Here is a 26550-nt window from a genome sequence, read left to right as displayed (position 1 = left end):
AAAAGACAAGTAGTAGTAACAGGCGTAGAAATGTTCAAGAAGCTATTAGACGAAGCAGTAGCAGGAGACAACATAGGCTTACTACTAAGAGGAGTACAAAGAAACGAAATCGAAAGAGGCCAAGTATTAGCAAAACCAGGCACAATACATCCTCACAAGAAATTCCAAGGAGAAGTATACGTATTAACAAAAGAAGAAGGCGGAAGACACACCCCATTTTTTAACGGATACAGACCACAATTCTACTTCAGAACAACAGACGTAACAGGCAACATTGAACTACCAGAAGGAGTAGAAATGGTAATGCCAGGAGACAACGCAACATTCACAGTAGAACTAATAACACCAATCGCAATGGATGAAGGATTAAGATTCGCCATAAGAGAAGGTGGAAGAACAGTAGCATCAGGCGTTGTATCAAAATTACTTGACTAAAAATAAAATAAAAGCTCTCATTTTATGAGAGCTTTTTTTATTGCAAAAATAAAATTTTAATTGAAAACACAACCCAATCTAGGGACCAATTTATTGGTCCGGAGGCTGAGTCGAAATAAATAAAATAAAAAATAAAAATAGAATAAATATAAATAATAATTAAAAAAATATAATAATAGAAAGGGCTCTAAATTATTATTTAAGCTGATTTTGCAAACTTATTATGGTATAATGAAGTATGAAAATTAACGGTCTTATGTAAATTTTACCAAATTTATAGAGTATAAACTTAGTAATTAAAAAATGAAGACTTAAAACTTGAAATAAAACAGTAAAGTGGGGTAAGGAGAAAAAAATATGAGAGATTGCTTTAAAAAATTATGTGTTTGGATGTTAATTTTAACCATGTTATTATCAGGTCCTTTGGAGGTTTTTGCTTCAGTTAACCATGATGACCTATCAGAGAGCAAGGCAAAATTCATCAACAATGAAAAAATACCCATAAATCCGGTAAAACTGGACAGTGGACAAAGTGCGACAGATTTTATAAAAAATCCGGTTCAGCCGGACATCTACACCCTGCACACAGACTTTAAAACCCAAAAGGGTGAAAAGTACGATATAAGCTACCAGCCTTATATCGCAAGTGTAGGTGCAGATGCAACACAAGCAGAAAAAGATAAGGTCAATAAGACTATTGACATGCCAAAACTTGCTGGTTATGACGAGCCGCAAGATAATTTTACAATTGACTATGACACAATTGTGAATAAGGCAAAAGCAGGCATTAAATCTGAGGACAAAATTAATGGTGACAGATACAGTGCCGAGCAAGAGTTTAAATACGCTGCTAAAAGTAATAGCATTAAAATCAAACACGTCTTCCAAGACTTAGAAGATTTTACTAAGTATACAAATCCGAACGGAAGCGTTGGAGAAGAAGGAGAGCTTATTACCACCCAACAAGGTAATACTGGGTCTACCATGGAAGTCAGTCCTTTAACTGAAGGTCATCCAAATAGAAAAGGCTTTGTTCCAGAAGCTGAATCTATCACAATGCAAGTTCCAGAAAATGCCACGAACTTTATATTGGAATACCGTTACAACCGTGCCCATTACGATGTGACATTTGACACTGCAGGTGGCACAGCCCTTCCGGCTCGTACACTTTATTATGGACAAGTGATTCCTAAAATTGCCGATGCAGATATTCCTACAAAAGTCGGCGGCGAATTCCAAGGCTGGAAGCCATCGGTTGATTTAAGTACAAAGGATGGAAAAACATATAATGCAAATGAAATAATTAAAGTTGGAACCGGTCAAGCTATCAAAAATCTTGCTGCTAATTTGCTTATGCCAGCAAATAATCTTACTTTCACAGCTGTGTGGAAGGACAAGGACAAGGCAGGCTACGCTGTCCAATTTTGGGCAGAAAAGGCAGACCATGCAGGTGAGTATGACTATATAGGTACTCGTGTCTATAAGGATCAAATGACAGGCTCAAGACCAGACATAGATAATGAACCTGTAAAAGACATAGTCTTCCCAGACTTAGACCCAGATCGTCTAGCCAAGATATGGAAGGGCGATAGATTTAATCGTGGAAAAGATCTTTATCTAAATAAATTCTATGTATATAACCAAAAACTAACTCATGAGCAAAACAAGGACCCTGATAATGCAAACCTAGTTAAGCCTGTTGATTCAACAGGTAAGACTGTCTACAATATCTACTACGACAGACAAGAATACGAGCTCTACTTCACTAAGTCGAATGCCCTACCTAAAGAAAATACTTTCTACCCTGAAATTTGGGGATATGATGGTCAAGGCAAGTTAGTGAAGAAGGGCGGCCCTGGCAATCCTTACCATTACAAGGCAAGGTTCAACCAGCTAATGTTAGACTGGCCAAACGATGCCATGCAAACCAAAGGCTTTAGCAAAGACATGCAATCCTTTGGCTGGGGATCAAACTATAATAGTCCAAATTGGCCGTTTCACTTGGACACACCTCCTTATAGATTAAATGCCGACCAATTCTTAGACTTGCCAAAAAATTACGATAAATGGGGCGGCTATACGAAAAATATAGATAAGGGTGATGGATCGAGGATAGATTTAAAGTGGTACGATTATAAAATTCTTTCCTTTGGCATAAAGCAGGACGTAGACTCTATGCCTCACCACATGGACTTTTGGATGGATGGCTTTAAGAATGACGAAACAATTATCCGCTACGACCTATACAGGTATAAGGCAGATACCAATTCTGACACTTATGCGCCTGTATACCCCAGGGTTCAAGGCTTTACTGGCAAGAGAGGTAATGAAACACCGGAATATCTTGATTCAGATGGCATAGATGCTAAAAACGATGAGCGTAAAGATGTAACTCCATTCCCTGCTAAGACAAATACAGACATTTATGGAGAACGCCCTTTAGGTAAGATGCCATTTATTAAGGCCTTCTTTAATAATGGCGATGAATGGGGCGACCCTGACGGCTGGGACGGATTTGGCACAAATGGCTACCTTAAATTTGAATACGAGCGTAATAAGTACCCACTAAGATTTAACTACGACCCATCAAAGATTAAGGGTGATAATGAGTTTGGAAAAACCAACTCATTAGATACCTTCTATGAATTTCCACTAAAGGTTCTAAGCCCCGACTTAGTTGATAATAAAACACCAAAAGCAGATAGAGAATACTTTAAGGATAATCCAGCCAACTTATTGGATAATCCAGAAAATTTACTAAAATTAAAACTTACAGACCTTGTCTTTAAGGACCCAAATGACAATAACAAATTAAAAGTTAGGCGTCCCGACAACCTTTCAAACCAAATGGTCTTTAAGGGCTGGGCACTAGACCCTGCAGGCACTAAGCTTATTTGGGAGAACCCAGGCGAAATCATGCCTAACCACCCAGTAAACCTATATGCTAAGTGGGGCGAACCTGACTACAAGTGGAAGGTAACTTTCGACCCCAACGGTGGAGTACTAAGAAATATTAAAGAAGAAAATTTAACTCGAGAACGCAAGAAAATCCAAGAAGGCGACATTGGTCAAGAAAAAATAAATACCTATGCGAAAAAAGAAGCCAATGAAGGCGACAAGCAAGTCTTTACAGTTATTCAAAGACAAAAACTTGTAGAGCCTAAGAAGCCTACAAGGAATGGCTATGACTTTATGGGCTGGGAAGTAATTCGCTATAAGAAAAATGCTAAAGGCGACTATACAGATGAAATCGACAACTCTTATAGAGAAACTTATAAAGTTCCAGAATTATACTCCTTTGGCAACGATGTTGTAGCTCCAATCTATTTAAAGGCAATTTGGACTCCAAACAACAGAGTGAAAGTAAAAGTAGAACATTATTTCTTGGATAAGGACTTTAACATAGATACAAGCGTAAGTCCAAACCCTAAAAAAAATACACTTGCAGACAAGAGAGCGGGCTACCTAGTTGCTACAACAGGTGACAAGCAAGATGATACATGGACACTTGTTCAACATAAAGAGCTTGAAGACCATAAAGATACTTCAGACGTTTATAGCATCTACAAGGAATATAATGATAGAGTTAAATTAAACAACTCCTTCTTCCAAACATTCAAGGTAGAGCCAGAAAAAATTGATGATGGCTCTGGAAAATTAATTCCAAATCCTGATGTAGAAAACAATGTATTTAAATTCTTCTACAAAAAATTTAGAACCCGTGAATACAAGGTCAACTATATCGATGAACGATTTAAAAACGATCCAGCAAATGGAAAGATTATTGACCAAGAATTAGTTTCCAATGGTAACCGTCACTTTGATGCAAGAAATTATAGACCAATACCAGGTTGGAAACTAACAAGCGCACCACAACAACAATTATTCTTTGATGTAAATGAAGATACAAATGAGTTCTTAGGAATTAATGGAACAGGTAAAGATGAAATTACCTTCTATTATAAGGACGTAAGAGTCATTGAAGTAAAAGACCCTAAAGACCCAGTTCCAGATGGTTATGTAAGAGTTACCTTTAAGATTGATGATAAAGACAAAGGCGGAGTTTTTAAGGATAAGAACGGAAATTCTGTAACAGAACTTCACTACGACGTAATTAAAGGTCTAAAATCAGACCGACTTCCACATCCAATTATATGGAAAGATGGCAAAGACTCAGAGGGAAAACCATTAGTAAAAGAAGAAAACAGATACTATATCACACCAGATACAGGCAAGGCCTTCAAAGAATGGAAAAACGAAAACTGGCTAAATGAAGAAACTGAAATCAACAGGAACTACACCTTCACAGCATACTTTAACTGGGAAGGCCTAAGTGCAACCGGCTTAGTAAGAACAGAAGCCTTTAAAGATCCTAATCCTATAAAAGAAAATCCAACTGATCCAACTATTAAACCAAAAGATTGGACAAATAACTTTGCTCCAACTATTGAACAATTAAAAGCACAACTTGTTTGGAAAGAAAAAGATGTAGAAAAACCACTTCCAGCAGGAGTAACAATAAAATTATATGACGAAGCTGGAAATGACTTAACAACAGACGATCAAGTATATGCTTTAGTAAATGAAAAAGGAAAAGCCGATAAAGAACAGCTTGTTCGCACAGTAAATGTTAAGGCTAAAGTTACTTTCAAAGACGGCAAAGAGCCGCAAGAATTAGATATACCGATTAAGGTTTACAAAAACGTATACGAAGCTTTAACAACAGGAGAAAAACCATTATTCCTAAGTGAAGCAGAAAAAGGCGACCTTAAGGACATTACTGGAGAATATGTAAAAGTTACAGTTGCTCCTACTGGTGATATGAACTCCAAGGACAACAAGGTTTATTATGTTAATAAAAACGCTTGGGTAGTGATACCAGAGGTTAAACCTGACGGTTCATCAACATTTATCAATTGGACAGCAGATCAAGTTGGTCAAAATGATGACGGAAAAGGAAATGGCAACTTTGACTTTGGAAAGCGTCATAAATTTACCACAGCTACAATCATTCAGCCAGTAGGTGCTGGAGATGTAGTAGAACAAACTGATCCAAATAAGAAACCAGATGTACCAAACAGCTATGTAAAAGTTATAGTTAAGACAACGGACAAGGCTACAAGTGAATTTACAAAAACATTCTGGGTTAATCCTACTAAGGAAGTAACAATACCAGTTACAAATCCAACAGGAAAGACTATTGAAAAGACACAAACTGAACCAGCTAAAGCTTACACTTTCAAAGATTGGAAGTCAGAAGAAGCACCTCCAAGAACTTGGACAAGTGGAATAAAGGGACAATTTACAAAAGACACAACTATTACAGCAGAGTATACTGAAGTACAAAATATTATCCCTTATGATCCTGTTAAAGATCCAACAACAAGACCAGATGGATATGTAAGGGTAACATTTGTAGCGGAAAAAGGATTAAACTTAGATAATGTAAAACACTACTATGTAAAGAAAAATGCAGGAATAAAACTTGGAAATACTGCACTTGTAAAACCAGAAGTAAAAGCTGAAACGGGTTACGAATTTGTTAAATGGGATCAGGACGACGCAACTGAAATTACAGACACAGACATAGTTGTAACAGCAAAGGCTAAAGAACTCGACCCATTTATACCTGCAGATGGAAATAAAAAGCCTGATGGCTATGTAACAGTTACTTTTGTAGCAGAAGCTAATGGTAGTCTTAAGGGTGTTAAACAGTACTATGTAAATCCAACAAAATATGTTGCATTTAATCCACCAGAAGCAATTGGAGACACTGGATATGAATTTGCATCATGGTCACAAAACTCTGCACAAAATACAAATTACAAGAAAGACACAACAATTACAGCCAAATTTAATCAAATAGGTGAAGTGTCATTGGTAGAAAAACCTGGTTATGTAAGGGTTGACTTCGTAATTAAAGGCAAAGGTGGCTCAATATTAGATGGACAAACTAAAACTTACTACGTTGATCCAAACAGAAAAGTAACTCTAAATGCACCTGTAACAAGTGCTGATGTAGGTTATGAATTTAATTCATGGTCACCAGATCCAGCGACAAAGAAAAAATATACAGAACCAACAACTATTGAAGGAACTTTCAATAAACTTAAAGATATAATTCCTGCAGATGGAAATACAAAGCCAGATGGCTATGTAACCTTAACCTTTGAAAAAGGTAATGGCGGAAAAACTATAACAGGTCAAACTATTTACTATGTAAATCCAGCAGCTGACCCAGCTAAAACTTTAGCTGAAATTACAAAGCCAAATGTAACTCCTGACACAGGATATAAGATTACTGGCTGGGATACAGAAGATAATTTCCAAATAAAAGCTGACAAGACCGTTACAGCTAAATACAAAGAGCTTGACCCTGTAATAGTACCTGGACCTGGCGTTACTAAACCAGAAGGATACGCAACAGTTACTTTTGATACAACAGATAAGGGAGTTATTGAAGGAACAACGAATAAAGAAAAAATTGTATATGTTAATCCCAAAAAACCAGTTATATTAAAAGATTATGAACCAAAGGTTACACCAACAACTAACAATGTATTTGCTCGTTGGGATGTAAACTTAGAAAAAGAAACATTTTTCAAAGATGGGGACAGAATTACAGCACAATATTATGACAAGAATAATATTAGCGTTACAGAAGTCACAGGATATGTAAAAGTTGTATTTGATAAAGGAGACCATGGCAATTTATCTGGAACGCAAACTTACTGGGTTAGACCAGGTGTTGATGTTACAGTGCCAGCTCCTACAGTAAATCCAAGTACAGGATATGAGTTTAATAATTGGAATAACTCATTAACTGTCAACTTACCTGCAAATTCACCAACTTATACAATAAAGGCTGAATACAAAGCTTTAGAAGATATCATTGAAGGTGACAAAATTAAACCTAATGGTTATGTAAAAGTAGAATTTGTAAGCGACGGTAATGGCGATATTATAGGAACTAGATCTTACTATGTAAATCCAACTAAACCTGTTGACTTAACATCTAAAGCAGAAGCTATTTTCAAGAATCCTAATCTAGGTTATACAGAAATGGGTGGAAACTGGTCAAACGATAAGAATAAAAACTTAAATGATACTTTTTCAGAAGATACAACCTTTAAATATAATTTCAAAGAATTGCCATCTGTTGATACAACAAATCACCCAGGATATGTTAAAGTTGAATTTATAGCGGGAGAAAATGGTCAAATTGTTGGCGGCAACAAGACTTACTATGTAAATCCTAATAAAAATATCACAGTAGGTTCAAATGACCTAGCAATTCCTGAAACTAGTGCGAATACAAACTATGTGTTTGAAAAATGGTTTACAGATATTGACAAAACAAATCCTGTTACAAGCGATAGGACATATATTGCACAATTCAAACTATCTAAGGTTACTTTAACTTATGAGGCTAATGATGCAACGAAAGGAACAGTTCCAGCAGCATTATCCTATGACATTGGAACAGAAGTTACTTTAGCTGGTGGAAATGATCTTAAAAAAGATAATTATGTTTTAAAAGGATGGAATATAGATGGCACAGAATATGCTCCAGGTGCAAAATTTACCATCAATGGAAACACAAAAGCAATAGCTGTATGGGAAACTGATTATCACAATGTAGATTTCAATACAGACGGTGGTACCTATATAGGACCAAAGAAAATAAAGCATAATGAAACAATTGGAGCAGTAACAAATCCAGAAAAAGTAAATTATACTTTCACAGGCTGGCAAGTTGATGGACAAGACTTCGATCCAACTACTTCTAAGGTTACAAAAGATATTACCCTTGTTGCTCAATATGTATCAAATATAGTTGAACAAACAGAGCCAAACACAAAACCAAAAGTTCCAGATGACTTCGTAAAAGTTATTGTAAAAACAACAGAAGAAGGCATTGAAAAAGCAACTGATGCTACAAAATTTGAAAAGACATTCTGGGTTAAGAAAAATACTCAAGTAACTATACCAGTTAATCCGCCAACAGGTGATGTTGTAAAAGATGAAAATGGAAATCCTGTTACAGATGCTTCCGGTAAGGAAGTAAAATGGGTATTTACGGGCTGGACAAGTCCTTTAACTGATTCATTCAGCCAAGATGAAACTATAATTACGGCAAAATATGAAAGCAAGGTACCAGAACCTAAAATTGATGCAAAAGTTGTTGAAACCTATGCAGGAAGACAACCAGAACCTTCAGATTATGAAAATGCTATAAAAATGCAACTGGGACAAGATGAAATAACTTTTAAAAACAATGTTTCAAAATTTGAAATTACAAAGAAGCCTGATGTAAGTACACCAGGAATGAGTGAAGCTGAAGTTACAATAGAATTTAAAAACGGAACTAAAAAAACTATAAAAGTTCCTGTTAAAGTTAATCCTAATATCTATCCGGCAGATACTGACGGAAGAAGAACTTCTGAAACACCGGCAAATTATGTAAGAGTAATAGTTAATCCAACAGTTTTAAATGCCGATCCTCAAATAAGGATTTACTATGTAAATCCTGAAGTGGAAATTGGAATTCCTTTACCAGCTATAAATCCGCAAAATGGAGCAAAATTTATTGCATGGCACATTGAAGAAGGAACAAGACCTGAATATAATGGAGAACCTTATAAGTTTACTCAAACTGAAACAATAATTGTAGCAGACTTCGACAGGGCACCAGGTACAGGTCTTATAATGACAGATGTTGGAGTTTATCCAAGACCTGAAGATTATAAAGATAGAATTACTGTTCCTCAAGGAAAGACAATTCAAGATATTAAAGTTATCAAAAAACCTAATGTAGATAAACCAGGCATTACAGATGCAACAGTAGAAATAACTTATGATGATGGCAAAAAAGATGTTGTAGGTTTTACCGTATTTGTACAAGCAAAATATGAACCACAACCAGAACCGCAACCACCAATTTGGTCTGGTGGCGGAGTAAGATATGAAACCATCTACAAGGAAAAGATTGTTGAAGTTCCTACAAAAATCAATTTCTTTAAAGAAGTAAGATATATGCAAGGCTTCCAAGGATATTTCAGACCTAAGGACGGTCTAAGAAGATGTGAAGCTGCTCAAATTCTTGCCAATGCTTTAAAGGAAGACGGATATAAGTATGATTTGTCTTATAAGATAAATTACAAGGATATTGGAAATGAATGGTACACCGAAGCTGTTAAGATAACCACTCAAGCTAATGTATTTATGGGATATAGCGACGGTTACTTCAGACCTTATGACAAGATAACAAGGGCTGAATGGATTGCAACTTTAAGAAGATTCCAAAATATTGACAAGGTTAATGGAAATCACATGAATTTGAGAAATGACCATTGGGCTTTAGCAGAAATTGAGGGAGCTTATAAAGAAGGTTGGTTAAAGATCTATACTGACGGTCTTGCAAACTTTAAGGCTGACGAGTTCATTCCGAGACAAGAAGTTGCCGCTGTAAGTAATAGGGCTTTTAACAGAGTTTGCGATAGAGTTTATATAAGTAGAAATGATAAGAATCTTACTAACTATAAGGACATCAATCCTTCAATGTGGGCTTACCAAGATATTCTTTGTGCAAGCAACACATTTATCCATGACAAGAAAAACTACAGAGCTCATGGAATCAAGGATGATAAGGTAACTTTCAATGTTAATATTGATGGACTTGAAATTCTTCAAAGCAAATTTCAAAGGACTTTAAGATAGTTTATAGTTATCTTAAATTTTAGAGAGACTTAATATTAAGTCTCTCTTTTTTTTGTTTTTTAAATTTATAAAATTCATCAAAGCTTGTCAAATTGGTCTGATTTTACAAAAAATATGGCTCTAAAACTTTTTTAAATTTATAAAATCAAGTGATTTTTGCAAAAATTGGTCTGATTTTATAAAAAAAATAGAGAGCTTATGCTCTCTAGGGTAAATTATTTTTTTGATTTTATTTTTTCACTAAATTTTAAAACTTATTTATCTAAGTTTTTCTTTTACGCTTTTAAATAATTTTTTAGTATATTCTTTTCTGCCTTCTTGGTAGAGGTCTTCAGCCTTAAATACCTCTTGAAGGACTCCATTGTGAAGGACTGCAATCCTGTCGCAAAGATATTCTATAACATTTAAATCGTGGGAAATAAAAATTGATGTAAAGTTATATTTTTCTTGCAATTCGTTTAAAAGATTTAAAATTTGCGCTTGAATGGAAACATCAAGGGCTGAGACTCCTTCGTCTATTATTACAAGTTGTGGATTTATTATAAGGGCAGAGGCTATGCTTATTCTTTGTCTTTGACCTCCTGAAAGTTCACTGGGAAATTGTTCAAGGACGTCTTCAGTCATTTCTACATCGTTTAAAATATCTTTTGCTCTTTTAAGTCTTTCTTCTTTTGTGCAAACTTTTTGGATCATCATTATTTCCATTAGGGACCAGCCAATTTTTTTATGAGGATTTAATGAGGAGTAGGGGTCTTGAAAGACCATTTGCACTTGTTTTCTATAGTCGTTAAGCTGATCTTTTGTAAATTTGGAAATATCCATGTCTTTATAAAAAACTTTTCCTTCAGTGGGTTTTAAAAGTTTTAAAATAATTTTTCCCAGGGTTGATTTGCCGCTTCCTGATTCTCCTACGAGGCCGAAAATTTCTCCTTGTTTTACTGAAAAGCTCACATTATCAAGGGCGGTGAATTCTTTTTTAGGGGCAAAAAGTTTTTTTTGCTTTGTATAAAATTTTTTAGATACATTTTCTATTTTTAAAATATCATTCATTTTTAAGATCACCTGAATCATCGTAAAGATGGCAGTAAACGAGCCTGTTTTCAATCATTTTTCCTGAGGGAAAGGTTTTTTTACAAATTTCTTTTGTGTATTGGCATCTGTCAAAAAAGGGACAGCCTTGGTTTGAACGAATTTTAAGGGGCGGAACATGACCAGGTATGTTGTAAAGTTTTTCTCCACGTTTTTTATAGGAGGGTATTGCTTTTAAAAGTCCCACAGTGTAGGGATGCTTGGGATTTTCCACAAGTTCATCGGCGGGTCCTTCTTCAACAATACGACCTGCATACATAACTATTATTCTCTTACATATCCTGCTTACAAGGGTAAGGTCGTGGGTTATAAAGAGTATGCCTCCGTCATAAATTGTTTCAATTTCTTTAAATAGAGATAGAATTTGCATTTGAATAGTGGCGTCAAGGGCTGTGGTAGGTTCGTCCGCTATTAAAACTCTGGGGTTTGCAATAAGGGCAAGACATATTACTATTCTTTGCTGCATTCCTCCTGACAGTTCATAGGGATACCTTTCATATAGATTTTCTACGTCTTTAAGTCCACACTTTTTCATGGTTTCAAGAACTAAATGCCTATTTTTTTCCTTGGGAAAGTTATAGTGTATTTTAAGCACCTCTTCTATTTGCTTGCCCACTTTCATAAGAGGGTTAAGTGCGCTCATAGGTTCTTGAAAAACCATGGAAATATTTCTTCCTCTGAATTTTATCCATTCTTTTTCTTTTAGGTGGATCATTTCTTTTCCTACCAATTTTACAGACCCAGATTCTACATTTGCATTGGGATTTTCAATTCCCAGTATTGTTTGAGCACACACACTTTTTCCGCAGCCTGATTCTCCTACAAGGCCTACGAAATCTCTTTCAAATATATCAAAACTTATGTGATTTACGGCATTTTTTCTTTGACCATTAAAGCTAAAGCTTACAGTTAAATCATTTACTTCAAGTAATTTTTTCATCGTCCTGTTTCCTTTACACGTCTATCTCTTAAACCGTCACCGTATAGGGTAAAGCCAAACACCATAAGGGAAAGGACAATACCTGTTGAAAAAAAGTACCAGGGTGCATTTACAAAATATCCTTGGGCTTCTTTTAACATTCTTCCCCAACTTGGTCTTGGAGGTCTTACGCCTAAGCCTAAATAGGAAAGACCAGCCTCAGAAAGAATAGTTGTGGATATGGAGAGGGTGATGGCTACAATAAGTTGATTTTTTATATTTGGAATAATATGGTGAATTGCAATGTGTAGACCTCCAGCACCTTTTGTAAGGGCACTTCTTACAAAGTCATTTTTTTTCACTTGCAAAAATCCTGATCTTGTTACCCTTGAGAAATAGGGAACGCCCATAACTCCCAGGGCAAGTATTGTATTTTTTATTCCCGGTCCGAAAACAGATACAAGCATAATGGCAAATAAAACTCCGGGAAATGCCATAAGGGCATCTATAATACGCATAAAGACTTCATCAACAAGACCTCCTCTATAGCCTGCCAGCCCCCCTATAATAAGGCCTAAACCAAAGGCAAGACCAACACTACCAATTGATAGAATAAAGGCGGTCTGAGAGCCTACCATGAGGCGAGAGAGTATATCTCGACCGAAGTTGTCCGTTCCAAATAAATGGGCTGCTGATGGAGCTTGAAATTTTATAGATTCGTTCATAAGGTTTGGATCATAGGGAGTCCAAAAAAAACTTACAATAAAAATCAAAAGAAATAAAAAGATGATTATTTTTCCGATTTTCATGGAAACTGTTCTAACTCTCATTATTCACCACCTCTTATTCTCGGGTCAATTATTCTATAACAGATGTCTATTATAAAATTAATAAAAATAACCATAGCCGCAATTACTACTACAACCGATTGAATAAGGGGAAAATCTCTACTTGATACACTTTGTACAATAAGAGAGCCTATTCCCGGAAGGGCAAAGACATTTTCAATAATAATACTTCCCCCTATACTTGATGTAAGTATAATTCCCAGTATAGTTATTACAGGTATAAGTGCATTTCTAAGGACATGTCTGTATAGGATTTTGTTTATATCAAGACCTTTTACTCTTGCCGTTCTTACATAATTTTTTCTTATTTGGTCTAAGATTGCCGTACGTAAATACCTTACTATTGTTGCAATGTTTGAAAGGGAAATTGCAAAAGCAGGTATAAAAAATTTGTAGAGCTTATTCAACAAGTTTCCTGACATAACGTTGTAGCCAAAGGTTGGAAAAATGTTGAGCTTTACGGAAAAAATTAAGATTAAAATAAAGGCAAGCCAAAAAGAGGGTATGGAGATACCAAGTTGAGTGATCCCTGCAATTATGGTGGAATACCATTTGTCATCTTTTGAAGCAATCCAAATTCCAAGGGGTATGCCTATTAAAACAGTAAGAATTAAAGAATAAGAAGTTAAAAAAAGAGTGACAGGAAGCCTGTCCATAAATAAGTCTTTTACATTTACGTTATATTTTAAACTTTTTCCCATGTCACCCTTTAAAAGATCTTTCATCCAATTTAAATATCTTTCGGGCATGGGCTTATCAATTCCAAGTTCCGTTTCCAATTGTTTAACTTGTTTTTCATCGGCTTCTGAGCCAAGGATTATTTGAGCGGGATTACCCGGCAAAATTTGAAAAACCAAAAATATCATCATACTCACCAAAATTAAGGTGAGTATGACTGATAATAATTTACTTAATAAAGCTTTCATAGTTATTTGGTAAAAGTAACATCCTCAAGATTTAATTTTTGTATAGGATATAACTTTAATCCTTCAACTCCATTTCTCATAGCGGTTATAGTGTCTGGATCAACTAAAAATGCTGAGGCTGCATCCTCTGCAAGAAGTTTTTGTGCTTCTTTATAGTAAGAGATTTGTTCTTCTTTACTTGCTGAAGAAGAAGCTTTTTTTATAGCTTCATCAAATTTAGGATTTTTGTAGTTAATATAGTCTCTCTTGTTGTCACTTGTGTATCTTCCTAAAATTTGGTTGGGATCAAGATAGCCTATAAAACCTACAATAGTTGATTGGAAATCTCTATCTGTATAAACTTTTGAAAGCCAAGTTGAAAATTCAATGGGTTCAATAGATAAATTTATTCCCACTTCTTTTAATTGAGATTCCAAAACTTCTGCAGTATCCATGTGGTATTTGTAATCTGAAGGAACTGTAACAGTTAAATCAAAACCTTTTTCAAAGCCTGCTTCTTTCAAAAGAGCCTTTGCCTTCTCAATGTCGTGAGGATAAAATTCGCCTAAATCTGCAAAGTATTCTTTAAGAGCGGGACTGAAATTTGAATACAAAACTGTAGCTTTTCCATTTGCACAGGAACTTACTAGAGCATTTCTGTCAATAGCATAGTTAATAGCCTGTCTTACTCTTATGTCTTTTAAAGGGCCATAGTTATTATTAAGACCGAAAGTTTGAACAAGGTTTTGAGGTCCTGAAATAAAACTTGCATTGTCTTTAATTTGTTCTGCATCTTGAGCTGCAAGTCTTGGAGCAATGTCAATTTCTCCAGATTTTATTGCAAGAAGAACTGTTTGAGTATCTTTGATTCTTATAACTTCTAAGTTTTTATACTTAGGAGTGTGATCTTTTTTATGATAGTCGTCGTTTCTTTCAAGAACAAGTTTTTCTCCTGGACTATAAGAAACAAATTTAAAAGGACCTGTACCAACGGGTGCTTCTTCTTGTTTATCATAATCTTTAGGCATAATAGGCTTTAAAGTTAAATAAATAAATTCATTTTTACGTTCCTTTAAAGTAACTTCAACAGTGTAATCGTCAATAGCTTTTACAGATTTAATTATTTCAAATTTTGAGCTTTTAGCATCTTCTCCGTCTAAACCAGCAAGTTTGGAATAAGTCCAAGCCACGTCTTCAGCCTTAAAATCTTTTCCATTGTGAAATTTTACACCTTCTTTTAATTTAAAAGTGTAAACTGTACCATCATCGGAAACGGTGTAAGATTCTGCAAGATCGGGAACTAAATTTCCTTTTTCATCTGCATCAAAAAGACCATCAAAAACTTGGTCCATTACGGTTTCAGTATCACCAGCAGTCATTTTAAAAGGACTCAGTGAATCAATTTCCGTATACATTGCTAAGCGCACAGTGTCACTTTCAGTTGCAGCAGTTTTTTTATCTCCACTGTTACCACAAGCAGTCAACAAACTTAAAGCAAGAGCTGCAACTAAAAATTTTTTTGTTTTCATTTTTCCTCCTTAATTAGCGGAAGATCTCTCATTTTAAGTTCATGATCAATACCAGAGAGAACTTTCGCTTTATCTAACGTCCATTTTGGAGCTAACAAAAGATCTTTTTTAGGATCACCTGTAAGACGATGAATCACAATATCTTTTGGCAAGATCTCCAAAGCGTCACATATAATATCAGTATACTCATCCTTGGTCAATAATGGAAAGGGTTTTTTAAGAAATTCTTTGTAAATTTTAGTATCTTTTTGAATATAAAAAGAATGAAACTTCACTCCAAAAGGGTGAATCTTTGAAACATAGTTTACAGTGTTTAAAAAATCCTCTCTATTTTCGTAAGGAAGGCCGAATATTATATGGGTTAAAAACCTTATACCCTCATTTTTAAGAATATTAACTTTTTCATCAAAAAATTTTTGACTATAGCCTCTATTTATAAAATTTATTGTATTTTCATTTACAGATTGAAGTCCCAACTCAAGAAATAAAAAAGTTTTTTTATCATATTCTTTTAAAAGTTCAATAATTTCTGGACTTAAGCAGTCGCACCTGGTAGCAATGGCAAGACCTTTAACTCCATCATAGGCTATAGCCTGGTCAAAAATTTTTTTAAGATAAGAGGGATCTGCATAAGTGTTTGTAAAATTTTGAAAATAAGCTATATAAGAATCTGTTTTCCATTTTGGGCTTAAAAATTTAATTTGTTCTTTAATTTGTTTTTTGATGGATAAATTTTTGTCTGCAGCAAATTCTCCGCTTCCTGCCTTACCGCAAAAAATGCAGCCCTCATAGGAAAGCTTTCCATCTCTATTGGGACAGGACAGGCCTGAAGAAAGGGAGAGTCTAATTGTCTTTTTTCCGAAAGTTTTTTTAAAAAAATTATCAGAGGATAAATAACGTTTCATATATTTCACCAAAACTATTGTAACAAATTTAACTGTGTTATAATAGTTTTGGTGATAAAATGAACCGCAAGTATAATAATTATCTAATAATGGCAAATGATTTTTTGTATAAAGGAAAATACGATTCTGCACAAAAGTCATTTGAAAAGGCATATTTTTATGCTCTTACTGATAAAGAAAAAATAGACGCCCTTTATGAAGTTGCTGATATATGTCTTATGGATTCAGAATACCAAAGGGCTTATGAAATATATTGTCAAATCATTAAACTTAATGAAAAGGAAACAGGGGCATATTATGGAAAGGCCATTTGTTTTGATTATAAAAATGATTTAAATTCCGCTATTGAAAATTTTAAAAAGGCTATAGAAATAGATTATTTTTATGACAGGGCTCATTATTATTTAGCTTGTGATTATGATCGTTTAAACATGAGAGAAGAGGCTATAAGGGAGCTTAAAATATGTATTGAACTGGATCCTTACGATTATGTTTCTTATAGCGACTTGGGAGCTTTTTACGAAGAATCTAAAGAATATGAAAAAGCTCTTTTCTATATAAATAAAAGTCTTGAAATTGCAAATTCTTATGGAAGAGCCCTCTATAACAAGGGAGTTGTATTCTCAAAGATGAAAAATAAAAAAGAAGCCTTAAAGGCTTATTATCTTGCTTTGGATAATTCTAACGACCAGGATATTTACTTAAATATTTCCGTAATTTATATTGAAAATAAGGACTTTGAAAAATCTGCTGATATTCTTCTTGAAGGGATAAGCGAAAATCCAAATTCTGTAAATCTTCACTACAATCTTGCCTGTACTTTTGAAAATTTAAATAGACGGCAAGATGCTAAGAAACATTTAAGGGAAGCTATAAAGTTAAATAAAGATGCTCTTTTATGGGCAAAAAAAGATAAAGATTTAAAAAAACTTGTATTGGAGGAAAAATGGTAATTATAAAAACAAAAGAAGAAATAAATAAAATGATTGAAGCTGGAAAAATTTTATCGGCTGTCCATCACGCTCTTAGGGACCAAGTTAAGCCTGGAGTAAAAACAATTGATTTGGATAGATTTGTTGAAAAATTTTTAAAGGACCATGATGCAAGCCCTGAGCAAAAGGGTTACGAGGGTTTTCCCTATTCTATTTGTGCATCGGTTAATGATGAAATTTGTCATGGTTTCCCTTCTGAATATGTTTTAAAAGAGGGAGATATTATTACAATTGACATGGTTGTAAATTATAAGGGTTGGCTTGCAGATAGTGCATGGACTTATAAGGTTGGAGAGATTTCAAAAGAAGCTCAGGAACTTATGGATGTTACAAAAAAATGTCTATATCTTGGAATAAAAGAAGCAAAAATCGGGAACAGATTGGGAGATATAGGTAATGCTATTCAAACTTATGCAGAGTCTAAAGGCTATTCTGTTGTTCGTGATTTTGTAGGTCATGGAATAGGAAAAGAAATGCACGAAGATCCTCAAGTTTTACATTTTGGTAAACCAGGAAGGGGTCTTAGAATTCAAGAGGGAATGGTATTTACTATTGAACCTATGATAAATGTTGGAGGATATGAGCTTACCCTTGATAAAAATGGATGGACTGCAAGGACTAAAGATGGTTCATTGAGTGCTCAATATGAGCATCAACTTGCAATTACAAAAGACGGTCCAATAATAATAACCGATCAAGGTGATAATAATGAAGAATGGTGAAATTATTAAATATTCTTTTGCAGAAGAACTTATGAATTCAATAAGCCATTGGATTGGAGTCGTTGCAGGAATAGTTGGTCTTGTATTTTTAATTGTTTTAAGTCTTGGAAAGGGGGCTTTAAAAATGTCTTCTCTTTCTATTTATGGGGGATGTTTTATTGCTATGTTTTTATCTTCAGCCCTCTATCACACCATTCAAAATAAAAAGGCTAAATCAATTTTAAGGGTATTTGATCACTCTTCGATTTTCCTTTTTATAGGAGGCACTTATGTGCCAATAATAATGCTTTCTTTTGATGGAAGAGAGAGAATAATTTTAATCTTTTTAGTGGGAGCTTTGGTCTTAGGTGGAATACTTTTTAAAATCTTTACTTATGGAAAATTTGAAAAGTACAAAAAACTTTCCTTAGCCTTTTATCTCTGCTTTGGTTGGCTTTCTTTATTTTTACTTAAGCACCTTTATTTTAATACTTCTCACATTTTAATTTTATTTTTAGTTTTAGGCGGCTTAGCATACTCTTTAGGTTCAATATTTTATGCAATAAAAAAAATTCCCTTTAATCATGGGATTTGGCATTTATTTGTTTTAGCAGGGGCAGTTTTACAATACTTGGGTCTTCTTTTTACTTATTGTTTAGGATGGTAAAAATGAAAAAAGAATATAATTTGCTTGATGGTCCCATAAAGAAAACCTTGATAACAATGAGCATGCCCTTAATGGGCACTGCCTTTGTTCAAATAGCTTATCAGCTTGTAGATTTAATTTGGCTTGGAAAACTTTCAACGGAAGCTGTTGCAGCAGTAGGCTCAGTAGGATTTTTCATATGGATAGCCCAAGGCCTTTGTCTTATAGGAAAGACAGGGGTTGGAGTGGGGCTTTCCCAGGCCTATGGTAAAAATGATAAGATTATGCTTAAAGAAGTAATGAGAGCAGGAGTAATAGTTAATTTTACTATTTGTGCTCTCCTTATTTTTATATACTTAACTTTTATGAATAACATTTTAGGATTTTTTAGGCTTGAAGAAGAAGTATTTGTCATGGCAAAGGCCTATTTTAAAATTGTAGGCATAGGTTTAGTTTTTACATTTTTAAATCCTATTTTATCTGTAACTTTTCTATCAAGGGGTAACAGTGTAACCCCTTTTAAAATTGCAATTATTGCTCTTTTTACAAATATAATTTTAGACCCTCTATTAATATTTGGATTTTGGATTTTTCCTAAAATGGGCATAAGGGGAGCTGCCCTTGCAACTGTTATAGCTCAGGGAGTTCAAACTTTACTTTCAATAATAACGGGAATAAAGGCCAAGGAGTTATTTGTAAGTGTAAATTATTTTAAAGAAGTAAAATTAAAAAGTATAAAGGGCATATTGAATTTGGGAGTGCCTACTTCTATTCAGGCTCTTGTTCATGCTTTTGTAGGACTTATTTTAAATAAATATACTGCAAGTTTCGGAAGTGTTGCCATAGCAGTTTATTCTATAGGATCTCAAATTGAAAGCATATCCTGGATGAGCGCTGAAGGTTTTTCCAGTGCTTTTACAACTTTTTTCGGACAAAATTATGGAGCTAAAAGATTTGAAAGAATAGAAGAAGCAAGAAAATCCGGCATGAGAATTATAAATTCCATAGGACTTTTTGCTACGATATTTTTAATGGTTTTTTCAAGGCAATTATTTAAAATTTTTGTTCCAGGTGACGAAAAGCTAATTGAATGGGGTATGTATTATCTTTTAATAATAGGGCCTTCAGAAATTTTTATGACTATGGAAATAGGAACTACTGGTATGCTAAATGGTTTAGGTCTTACAAGACTTCCTGCCTATAACGGATTAATATTAAATGTTTTAAGAATACCCTTTGCAAAAATTTTTATGCCAATTTTTGCAGTAAACGGAATTTGGATGGCAATGAGTTTATCTTCAATTTTAAAAGGAAGTATTATTACAATTGGGTATAAATATTTATGTAAGAAAACTGACGGTTTTAGAAACAATATGGAAAAGTATGTCAGCAAACATTAGGAGGTGCTATGTTAGAACAATTTGAAATGCCTAAAGTTGGCGAAGAGATAGTAGTCTTATATACAAACCACGGACAAATTAAACTTAGAATTTTTGAAGATGTTGCCCCAAAGGCAGGAAAAAATTTTAAGGAACTTTGCAAAAAGGGCTATTATGATAACACGATTTTTCATAGAGTAATTGACAATTTTATGATTCAAGGAGGAGATCCTACAGGAACCGGTCGTGGGGGGAAATCCATTTGGGATAAGTCTTTTGAAGATGAGTTCAGCTTAGATTTTCGAAATTTCAGAGGAGCTTTATCCATGGCAAATGCAGGTCCAAATACAAATGGCTCACAATTTTTTATAGTTCAAGCAGGTCCTGTTGGAGAAAAAATTATAAAAGAAATGAGAAGTTTGGGAAAAGAAAAGGGCTATCCAGATGAAGTTGTTGATGCTTATGAAAATTTAGGAGGTACTTACTGGCTTGATGGAAAGCATACGGTTTTTGGTCAAGTTTTTGAAGGAATGGAAGTTGTTGATGAAATAAGTTCTCTTCCTACAAATTCTATGGACAGACCTCAAGAGGACGTAATTATTAAAGAAGCAAGATTGGAGGTTTTTAAATGAAAAAATATATAGCTTACGGCTCAAACATCAATGTGGAATGGATGAAGGAAACTTGTCCTGGTTCAGAATTATTAGGCAGCGGTTATATATTAAATGCAAAGCTATTATTTAGAGGTAAGGGTTATTTAAATCTTGTCCTGGGACCGGGATATGGAAAAGTTCCTGTAAGCATTTGGAACATAAGTCAAGAAAATGAAAGGGCCCTTGATAATTATGAAGAATATCCTTCTTATTACGTTAAAAAGAATATTTTAGTTTTAGGTGATAAGGGCATAGAAGAAGGCATGGTTTATGTTATGACTGATGAGTTTAAGGACATTAAAAAAGCTCCGGAAGATTTTTATGTAAAAAGAGTTTTAGATGGCTTTGAGCAAATGTCTTATGACAAAAAACCAGTTGAAGATGCTTTGGAGGAAATATGCAAATAAGACTTAAAGAAGATAAAATTCATCTTAGAAAACTTGCCCTTAAACTTGCAGCTTTTATAGGCCTTGAGGAAGATTCAATTAAAAATCCTATAATTACTTCTACTGAAAGTTGTGAGGAATTTTCCTTAGAAGACGGAGAATTTAACATTAATAAAAATAAGGAAAAAATAGAAATATCCATTAGTGAGGGCGATTATGATAGGGCATTTAATAAGATTATTATGGATATTTTTTCATACCAAGATGAAGATTTTGAAATTGAAGAAAAAGAAGTCTTAAAAGAAGAGTCCATGTTTTTAGATAAGACTATCTACAGAGATGAATTTCTTAAAAGATATACAAGGATTAATTGCAATCCAAGTGATTTAAGTTTTGAAGAATTTAAAATCCTATGTGAGATAGTAAGAAGAAAAGCTATGGATACTAATGCTCTTGATATAAGTTTTGCTTCTAATGATTTTGAATTTGAAAAGGCTGATTTTGATGAAATTTTATTTGAAGAAAAGACAAAAGTTTTTTATAAGGACTTTGACACTTTCTTTAAGCTTTTAACAGATGAAAATTTAGAAAGAGCTGAATTTATTACAAATAGAGTTTTTAGAGAAAATTCCTATGAAATGCAGCTTACAAAGGGAGTTTCAAGGTCAAAGGAAATTTATATAGATTCAACTTATGATTCAAATTTAAAGGCTTATAAAGATTTGTTTAAAGATTTAAAAATAGAAAGCTTTAAGAATAAGGAAGTCTTTAAAAGAGAAGAATATGAATTTCCCTGGGAAAAAGATGTTTTACTGGAAAAATTAAAAAATTATAAAGACATCGATTCTATAAGATGTGCTATAAGTGAACCTCTTGAAGTAAGAAAGGAGCTTGAAAAAGAGCTTAAAAAATCAGTAAAGGGAAAAGTTCAAGTTATAGATTCCTATAAAAGCGGTTTTTCTTGGATAGAGGATTACATTTTACCAGACCTTATTGGAAAAGAAGTTGATGAAATAGAAATTTATTGGTCCTATATGAAGGGGGCGGATATTTCCGATGAAGCCGGTGCAGTTCCCAGCTATAGCAATCAAGGTGCTGGAGATGAAAATAAATTTTTAGATCTTCCTATAAGATATTTACAAGAGCTTTATCCCATTGATGACATTTTAGCAAAAGAGCTTTCTATTAATAGGGACAAAATTAAATTTATCAACAAGGATATGGAAGATTCTTATGAAATTATTGCAAAATCAAAGGGCAAGGAAGTTTTAAGAGATACTTATAAGGTTATTTTATCTGAAAGACCTTACTTAGATGATTTTAAGGGTATGGGTCTTGTTCATCCTCAAACAGGATATTTTGAAATTACCAGTGGAGACAAAAAGATTGTAGAAACTTTTAAAACTGACTTAGAAAATGTTTGGGATACTTATCAAAATATTTTATCTGAAATTGGAAAAGACATTGAAGGCAAAAATCTTAAAGAAGATTCGCAACCATTTTTTGCAGAACTTTTTATGGACATAAGTCTTTCTGAAACTGATAAAAATTTAAATGTAAGGCAAGATAGGATTTCATCAATTGATCACTTCCATGAAGATTTATATTTTGTAGGTCTTGATTATTTTAAGGCCTTGGGTCAAAAAATGAAGGGCGGAACTTTTGACAGTCCTGGACTGATTTTACCATTTATCCATAATAGAAAGGGTAATGTTAAATTTGAAGTTGAACTTAGAAACTTTTTAGATACCAAACCTTTTATAATAAGGGATTCAAAAAAAGAATACCTTGACATGAATCTTAACTATAAATTATTGGGTTACAGGTATGATAAGGGTCAAAAATTAATTATTGAATGTGATTTAAATAGGGAAGAACTTGAAATTTATTCTAAGATTTTAAAAAGGGGTTTAAGTAAATTTTCTGATTTAAATATTAAGGCTCTTATAATAAATGGTAAAGAGTATGAAGTGGCAGAAAAATATAAGCTTCATGAAAAGGCACCAGCTTTTGATGAGAAAGTTTTAAATCACGAAGATATTTGTGCTTTAAATGATTCTTTAAGGTCCAATAAAAATTTAAAAATAAATTATATTACTAAAAGTTTTATGGGAAGAGATATTGAGTCTATAGAGTTTAATGTAGATGAAGATTTCACTCCGACTTTTAAAAGGACAATGAAAAAGCCTACTATGTATATTAATGAAAGGCATCATGCAAATGAGGTTTCTTCATCCAATTCATGTTATGAACTTACTGAAAAGCTTTTGAAAGATAAAGAACTTCTTAAAAAAGTAAATGTTGTTTTAATACCTATGGAAAATCCTGATGGTTCTTATATTCACAGCCTTCTTATAAAAGAGCATCCCAATTGGATATTCCACATTGCAAGATTTAATGCTCTTGGAAAAGAGTTTGCTCAGGAATATTTTAAGGAGGGTTCTATTCATACGGAAGCCGAGGCTATGGTGCAAATGTTTTATAGACATCTTCCAGATATATACTGTGATAATCATGGAGTACCTCATCATGAATGGGCTCAACCATTTTCAGGATATACAGCTCCTGCCTATAAGGGTTTTTGGCTTCCAAGATCTCTTATATATGGATATTTTTGGTATCCTAAAGAAGAAGAGTATAAGGAAAACTTTAAGCTTTGTGAAGAACTTCAAGACGTAATTGCAGATTCTATAAACAAAGATGATTTAATGCATAAAATGAATTTAGATATGCAGGACAGATTTGAAAAATATGCTCACGCCCTTATGCCAAAGATGTTCCCTACAGGTTATTACAAGGATATAATTTTTTACTGGATAGGTTTTGACACTAATAGGGCTCACAGATATCTTTCTATAAGATATCCGGAAATAACTAAGGTAGGTTTTACCAGTGAAGTAATAGATGAATCTGCCGACGGAGAATTTTTAAAATTATGTTCAAAAGCTCATACAGCTCATAATTTAGACACAATAAAATTCATTTCTCAAAAGGAAATTTTATATGATAGAAAAATTAACACAAAAAGCGGAGGAAGAATTTACCGCAATAGGAGGAGGACACAATGATAAAACTAATAGGTATAGCAATTCTTATTATAGGTTTTGCCCTAAAATTTAACTCAATTGCTATAATATTTGTTTCCATGATTGCAACTGCAATTGTAGGAGGTTTGGGTATAGAAGGTTTTTTGGAAACCTTGGGTACCAGCTTTGTAAATAACAGAGCTATGATGATATTTGTAATAGTAATGCTTGTAACGGGAACTCTTGAAAGGAATGGCTTAAGAGAATCAGCTGCAAAATTTATTTCGAGAATAAAAAATGCAAGTGCAGGAAAAATTATAGCATCTTACGGAATAATGAGAGTAATATTTGCAGCATTTAACGCAGGTTTCGGAGGAGTTGCAGGTTTTATTCGCCCTGTAGTAATGCCAATGGCTGAAGCGGCAGTAAGAGAAGTTCCTGCAGACAACCATGAAGAACACATTGAAGAAGTAAAGGGAATGGCAGCAGGTATGGAAAACATAACATGGTTCTTCGGACAAGTACTCTTCGTTGGTGGATCAGGAGGACTTTTAGTTCAAGGAACTTTAAAAGAACTTGGATATAATGTAGAACTTATAGATCTTGCAAAAGTAGAAATACCAGTAGCTTTAATAGCTACAATTGTAGGAATAATTTATTATATTTTGAAAGATAAAAAACTTTCAAAAAACGGAGCAAAGGGGGAAATTAAATGAGTTTTTTCACATCAACTGAAGTAACAACAGGAGCAAAACTTCTTGAAATCCTTTATATAATAACTGGACTTTTGCTTCTAAATACAGGAATAAGAAATTTAAATGACAAGGCAAATGAAAAAAGAATAGGTACAGCCATATTTTGGATAATACTTGGAATAGTAATAGCTCTAGGAAGATGGATACCGGCAAAAGTTGTAGGTGTTTTAGTAGTATTAATGGCTCTTCCTGCAATATTTAATCAAGTTTCATACAAGACAAACGACATACCTACAAAAGAATATACAAAGGCAGTGAGCGATAAACTTGGATATAAGATATTTATTCCAGCTTTTATGATTGGACTTACAGCAGTAATATTTGCAACAATGACAAAACTTGGAGCCCTAGTAGGAGTTGGACTTGGAGTTGCTTTAGCAATGATAACTTTGTATTTTATGAACAAAGACAATACTCTTAACATTTATTTAAAAGACTCAAAAAGATTTTTGGACCTTGTAGGACCTTTAAGTATGCTTCCTATGTTTTTAGCATCTTTAGGAGCAGTATTTACTCAAGCTGGAGTAGGACAAGTTGTATCAGATATAGTTGGAAATATAATTCCTGAAGGAAATATAGTAGTGGGAATAATTGTATATGCAATAGGAATGGCACTATTCACAATGGTAATGGGAAATGCTTTTGCTGCAATAACAGTTATGACAGTAGGAATAGGAGCTCCCTTTGTACTTGCTCAAGGAGCAGACCCGACTCTTATAGGAATGTTGGCACTAACTTGCGGATACTGCGGAACACTTATGACACCTATGGCTGCAAACTTTAATATAGTTCCAGTTGCAATACTTGAAATGAAAGATAAAAACGGCGTAATAAAAAATCAAGTTGTACCTGCATTAATTATGCTGACGGTACAAATTATTTATATGATAATGTTTAGTTAAGGAGAAAAGAATGAAAATATTATTAACAGGCTTTGATCCTTTTGGAGGAGAAAAAATTAATCCTGCATGGGAAGCTGTAAAAAAAGTAAAAGATGAAATAAATGGATCTGAAATAGTAAAACTTCAAATACCTACAGTATTTGGTAAAGGACCTAAAAAAATAGAAGAAAAGATAGAAGAAATAAATCCGGATGTTGTTTTATCCATAGGACAAGCAGGAAACAGATCTTGTGTAAGCGTTGAATATGTAGGAGTAAACGTAAGAGTTGCAAGAATACCTGACAACGAAGGAAACGAACCTATGTATGAAAAGATACATGAAGATGGAGAAGACGGATATATTTCAAATCTACCAGTTCCTAAAATTGTTGAAAATATAAAAAAAGCAGGACTTCCTGCCTATGTATCTTTCACAGCAGGAGCTTATGTATGTAATGACGTTTTATATTCTGTAAGATATTTGGGTCAAAGAAAATTTAAGGGTTTAAAGAGCGGCTTTATTCATGTTCCTTTTATTGCAGAACAAGTAATAGATAAACCTGCAGGAACACCTTTCATGAACAAAGAAGATATTGTAAAATCAATAGAAATAGCTCTTGAAACAATAATAGAAGAAAACAAATAAAAAATTCCGGAGACTTGTATCTCCGGTATTTTTTTAATAAATTTAAAAGAATTATGATATAAATAAGTATGAGTACCTTGAAAATGGGATTCAAGAAGCTCAGAAATATTTTGGTCAATGTTCGGCAGAGGAATC

Annotated in this window: 18 protein-coding genes; 12 read left to right on the top strand and 6 right to left on the bottom strand. The window is 33.7% G+C overall.

Annotated features, from left to right (window positions below):
* Both J2S72_RS02850 and J2S72_RS02845 read left to right on the top strand, forming a co-directional pair.
* On the top strand, positions 1 to 435 hold a 435-nt coding region (locus J2S72_RS02850), incomplete at its 5' end, for an EF-Tu C-terminal domain-related protein (RefSeq protein ID WP_307494955.1).
* A 357-nt stretch (positions 436 to 792) separates the two neighbouring features.
* On the top strand, positions 793 to 10155 hold the full coding sequence (locus tag J2S72_RS02845; protein ID WP_307494954.1) for an InlB B-repeat-containing protein: 9363 nt from the start codon (positions 793 to 795) through the stop codon (positions 10153 to 10155).
* Positions 10156 to 10413: 258 nt separating this feature from the next.
* Here J2S72_RS02845 and J2S72_RS02840 read toward each other — a convergent pair whose 3' ends face one another.
* Genes J2S72_RS02840 through mnmL form a run of 6 tightly spaced genes read right to left on the bottom strand, consistent with a single transcriptional unit; the run spans position 10414 to position 16350 of the window.
* On the bottom strand, positions 10414 to 11205 hold the full coding sequence (locus J2S72_RS02840) for an ABC transporter ATP-binding protein (RefSeq protein WP_307494953.1): 792 nt from the start codon (positions 11203 to 11205) through the stop codon (positions 10414 to 10416).
* Complete coding sequence (locus J2S72_RS02835; RefSeq protein ID WP_307494952.1) at positions 11198 to 12184, bottom strand: ABC transporter ATP-binding protein; 987 nt, start codon at positions 12182 to 12184, stop codon at positions 11198 to 11200. The genes J2S72_RS02840 and J2S72_RS02835 overlap by 8 nt, the downstream gene beginning before the upstream one ends.
* Positions 12181 to 12993, bottom strand: a complete 813-nt coding sequence (locus J2S72_RS02830; protein ID WP_023055557.1) for an ABC transporter permease — start codon at positions 12991 to 12993, stop codon at positions 12181 to 12183. The genes J2S72_RS02835 and J2S72_RS02830 overlap by 4 nt, the downstream gene beginning before the upstream one ends.
* Positions 12993 to 13937, bottom strand: a complete 945-nt coding sequence (locus J2S72_RS02825; RefSeq protein ID WP_307494951.1) for an ABC transporter permease — start codon at positions 13935 to 13937, stop codon at positions 12993 to 12995. The genes J2S72_RS02830 and J2S72_RS02825 overlap by 1 nt, the downstream gene beginning before the upstream one ends.
* Positions 13938 to 13939: 2 nt before the next feature.
* Complete coding sequence (locus tag J2S72_RS02820; protein ID WP_307494950.1) at positions 13940 to 15445, bottom strand: ABC transporter substrate-binding protein; 1506 nt, start codon at positions 15443 to 15445, stop codon at positions 13940 to 13942.
* Positions 15442 to 16350 carry a tRNA modification radical SAM protein MnmL/YtqA gene (mnmL, locus tag J2S72_RS02815; RefSeq protein WP_307494949.1) on the bottom strand — a complete coding sequence of 303 codons (909 nt, stop codon included), beginning with the start codon at positions 16348 to 16350 and terminating at the stop codon, positions 15442 to 15444. Before mnmL ends, J2S72_RS02820 begins: the two co-directional genes overlap by 4 nt.
* Before the next feature lie 59 nt (positions 16351 to 16409).
* Here mnmL and J2S72_RS02810 point away from each other — a divergent pair, with 59 nt between their 5' ends.
* The 10 genes from J2S72_RS02810 to J2S72_RS02765 are packed head-to-tail and all read left to right on the top strand — an operon-like array spanning position 16410 to position 26415.
* Positions 16410 to 17303 carry a tetratricopeptide repeat protein gene (locus J2S72_RS02810; RefSeq protein ID WP_307494948.1) on the top strand — a complete coding sequence of 298 codons (894 nt, stop codon included), beginning with the start codon at positions 16410 to 16412 and terminating at the stop codon, positions 17301 to 17303.
* Complete coding sequence (map, locus tag J2S72_RS02805) at positions 17297 to 18064, top strand: type I methionyl aminopeptidase (protein WP_023055493.1); 768 nt, start codon at positions 17297 to 17299, stop codon at positions 18062 to 18064. The genes J2S72_RS02810 and map overlap by 7 nt, the downstream gene beginning before the upstream one ends.
* Positions 18051 to 18710: a PAQR family membrane homeostasis protein TrhA gene (trhA, locus tag J2S72_RS02800; protein WP_307494947.1), complete on the top strand. Its 660-nt coding sequence runs from the start codon at positions 18051 to 18053 to the stop codon at positions 18708 to 18710. The genes map and trhA overlap by 14 nt, the downstream gene beginning before the upstream one ends.
* Positions 18711 to 18712: 2 nt before the next feature.
* Positions 18713 to 20089 carry an MATE family efflux transporter gene (locus J2S72_RS02795; RefSeq protein WP_307494946.1) on the top strand — a complete coding sequence of 459 codons (1377 nt, stop codon included), beginning with the start codon at positions 18713 to 18715 and terminating at the stop codon, positions 20087 to 20089.
* Between the two features lie 8 nt (positions 20090 to 20097).
* Positions 20098 to 20700, top strand: a complete 603-nt coding sequence (locus tag J2S72_RS02790) for a peptidylprolyl isomerase (RefSeq protein ID WP_307494945.1) — start codon at positions 20098 to 20100, stop codon at positions 20698 to 20700.
* Positions 20697 to 21128, top strand: coding sequence for a gamma-glutamylcyclotransferase family protein (locus tag J2S72_RS02785; protein WP_307494944.1), 432 nt, complete (start codon positions 20697 to 20699; stop codon positions 21126 to 21128). The genes J2S72_RS02790 and J2S72_RS02785 overlap by 4 nt, the downstream gene beginning before the upstream one ends.
* A complete protein-coding gene (locus J2S72_RS02780; RefSeq protein ID WP_307494943.1) occupies positions 21119 to 24175 on the top strand; it encodes a M14 family metallopeptidase in 3057 nt (1018 codons plus the stop codon). Before J2S72_RS02785 ends, J2S72_RS02780 begins: the two co-directional genes overlap by 10 nt.
* Complete coding sequence (locus tag J2S72_RS02775) at positions 24172 to 24849, top strand: 5-oxoproline transporter, DUF969 family subunit (RefSeq protein WP_023055522.1); 678 nt, start codon at positions 24172 to 24174, stop codon at positions 24847 to 24849. The genes J2S72_RS02780 and J2S72_RS02775 overlap by 4 nt, the downstream gene beginning before the upstream one ends.
* Complete coding sequence (locus J2S72_RS02770; RefSeq protein ID WP_307494942.1) at positions 24846 to 25790, top strand: DUF979 domain-containing protein; 945 nt, start codon at positions 24846 to 24848, stop codon at positions 25788 to 25790. Before J2S72_RS02775 ends, J2S72_RS02770 begins: the two co-directional genes overlap by 4 nt.
* A 10-nt stretch (positions 25791 to 25800) precedes the next feature.
* Entirely contained in the window at positions 25801 to 26415 is a 615-nt protein-coding gene (locus tag J2S72_RS02765; RefSeq protein WP_307494941.1) for a pyroglutamyl-peptidase I, read from the top strand.
* Positions 26416 to 26550 lie beyond the last annotated feature (135 nt).

The organism is Peptoniphilus koenoeneniae (genome assembly GCF_030812875.1).
Lineage (GTDB): Bacteria > Bacillota > Clostridia > Tissierellales > Peptoniphilaceae > Peptoniphilus_B > Peptoniphilus_B koenoeneniae.
The sequence above is the reverse complement of the archived record's forward strand: the minus strand, read 5'-3'. Positions and strand labels throughout refer to the sequence as shown.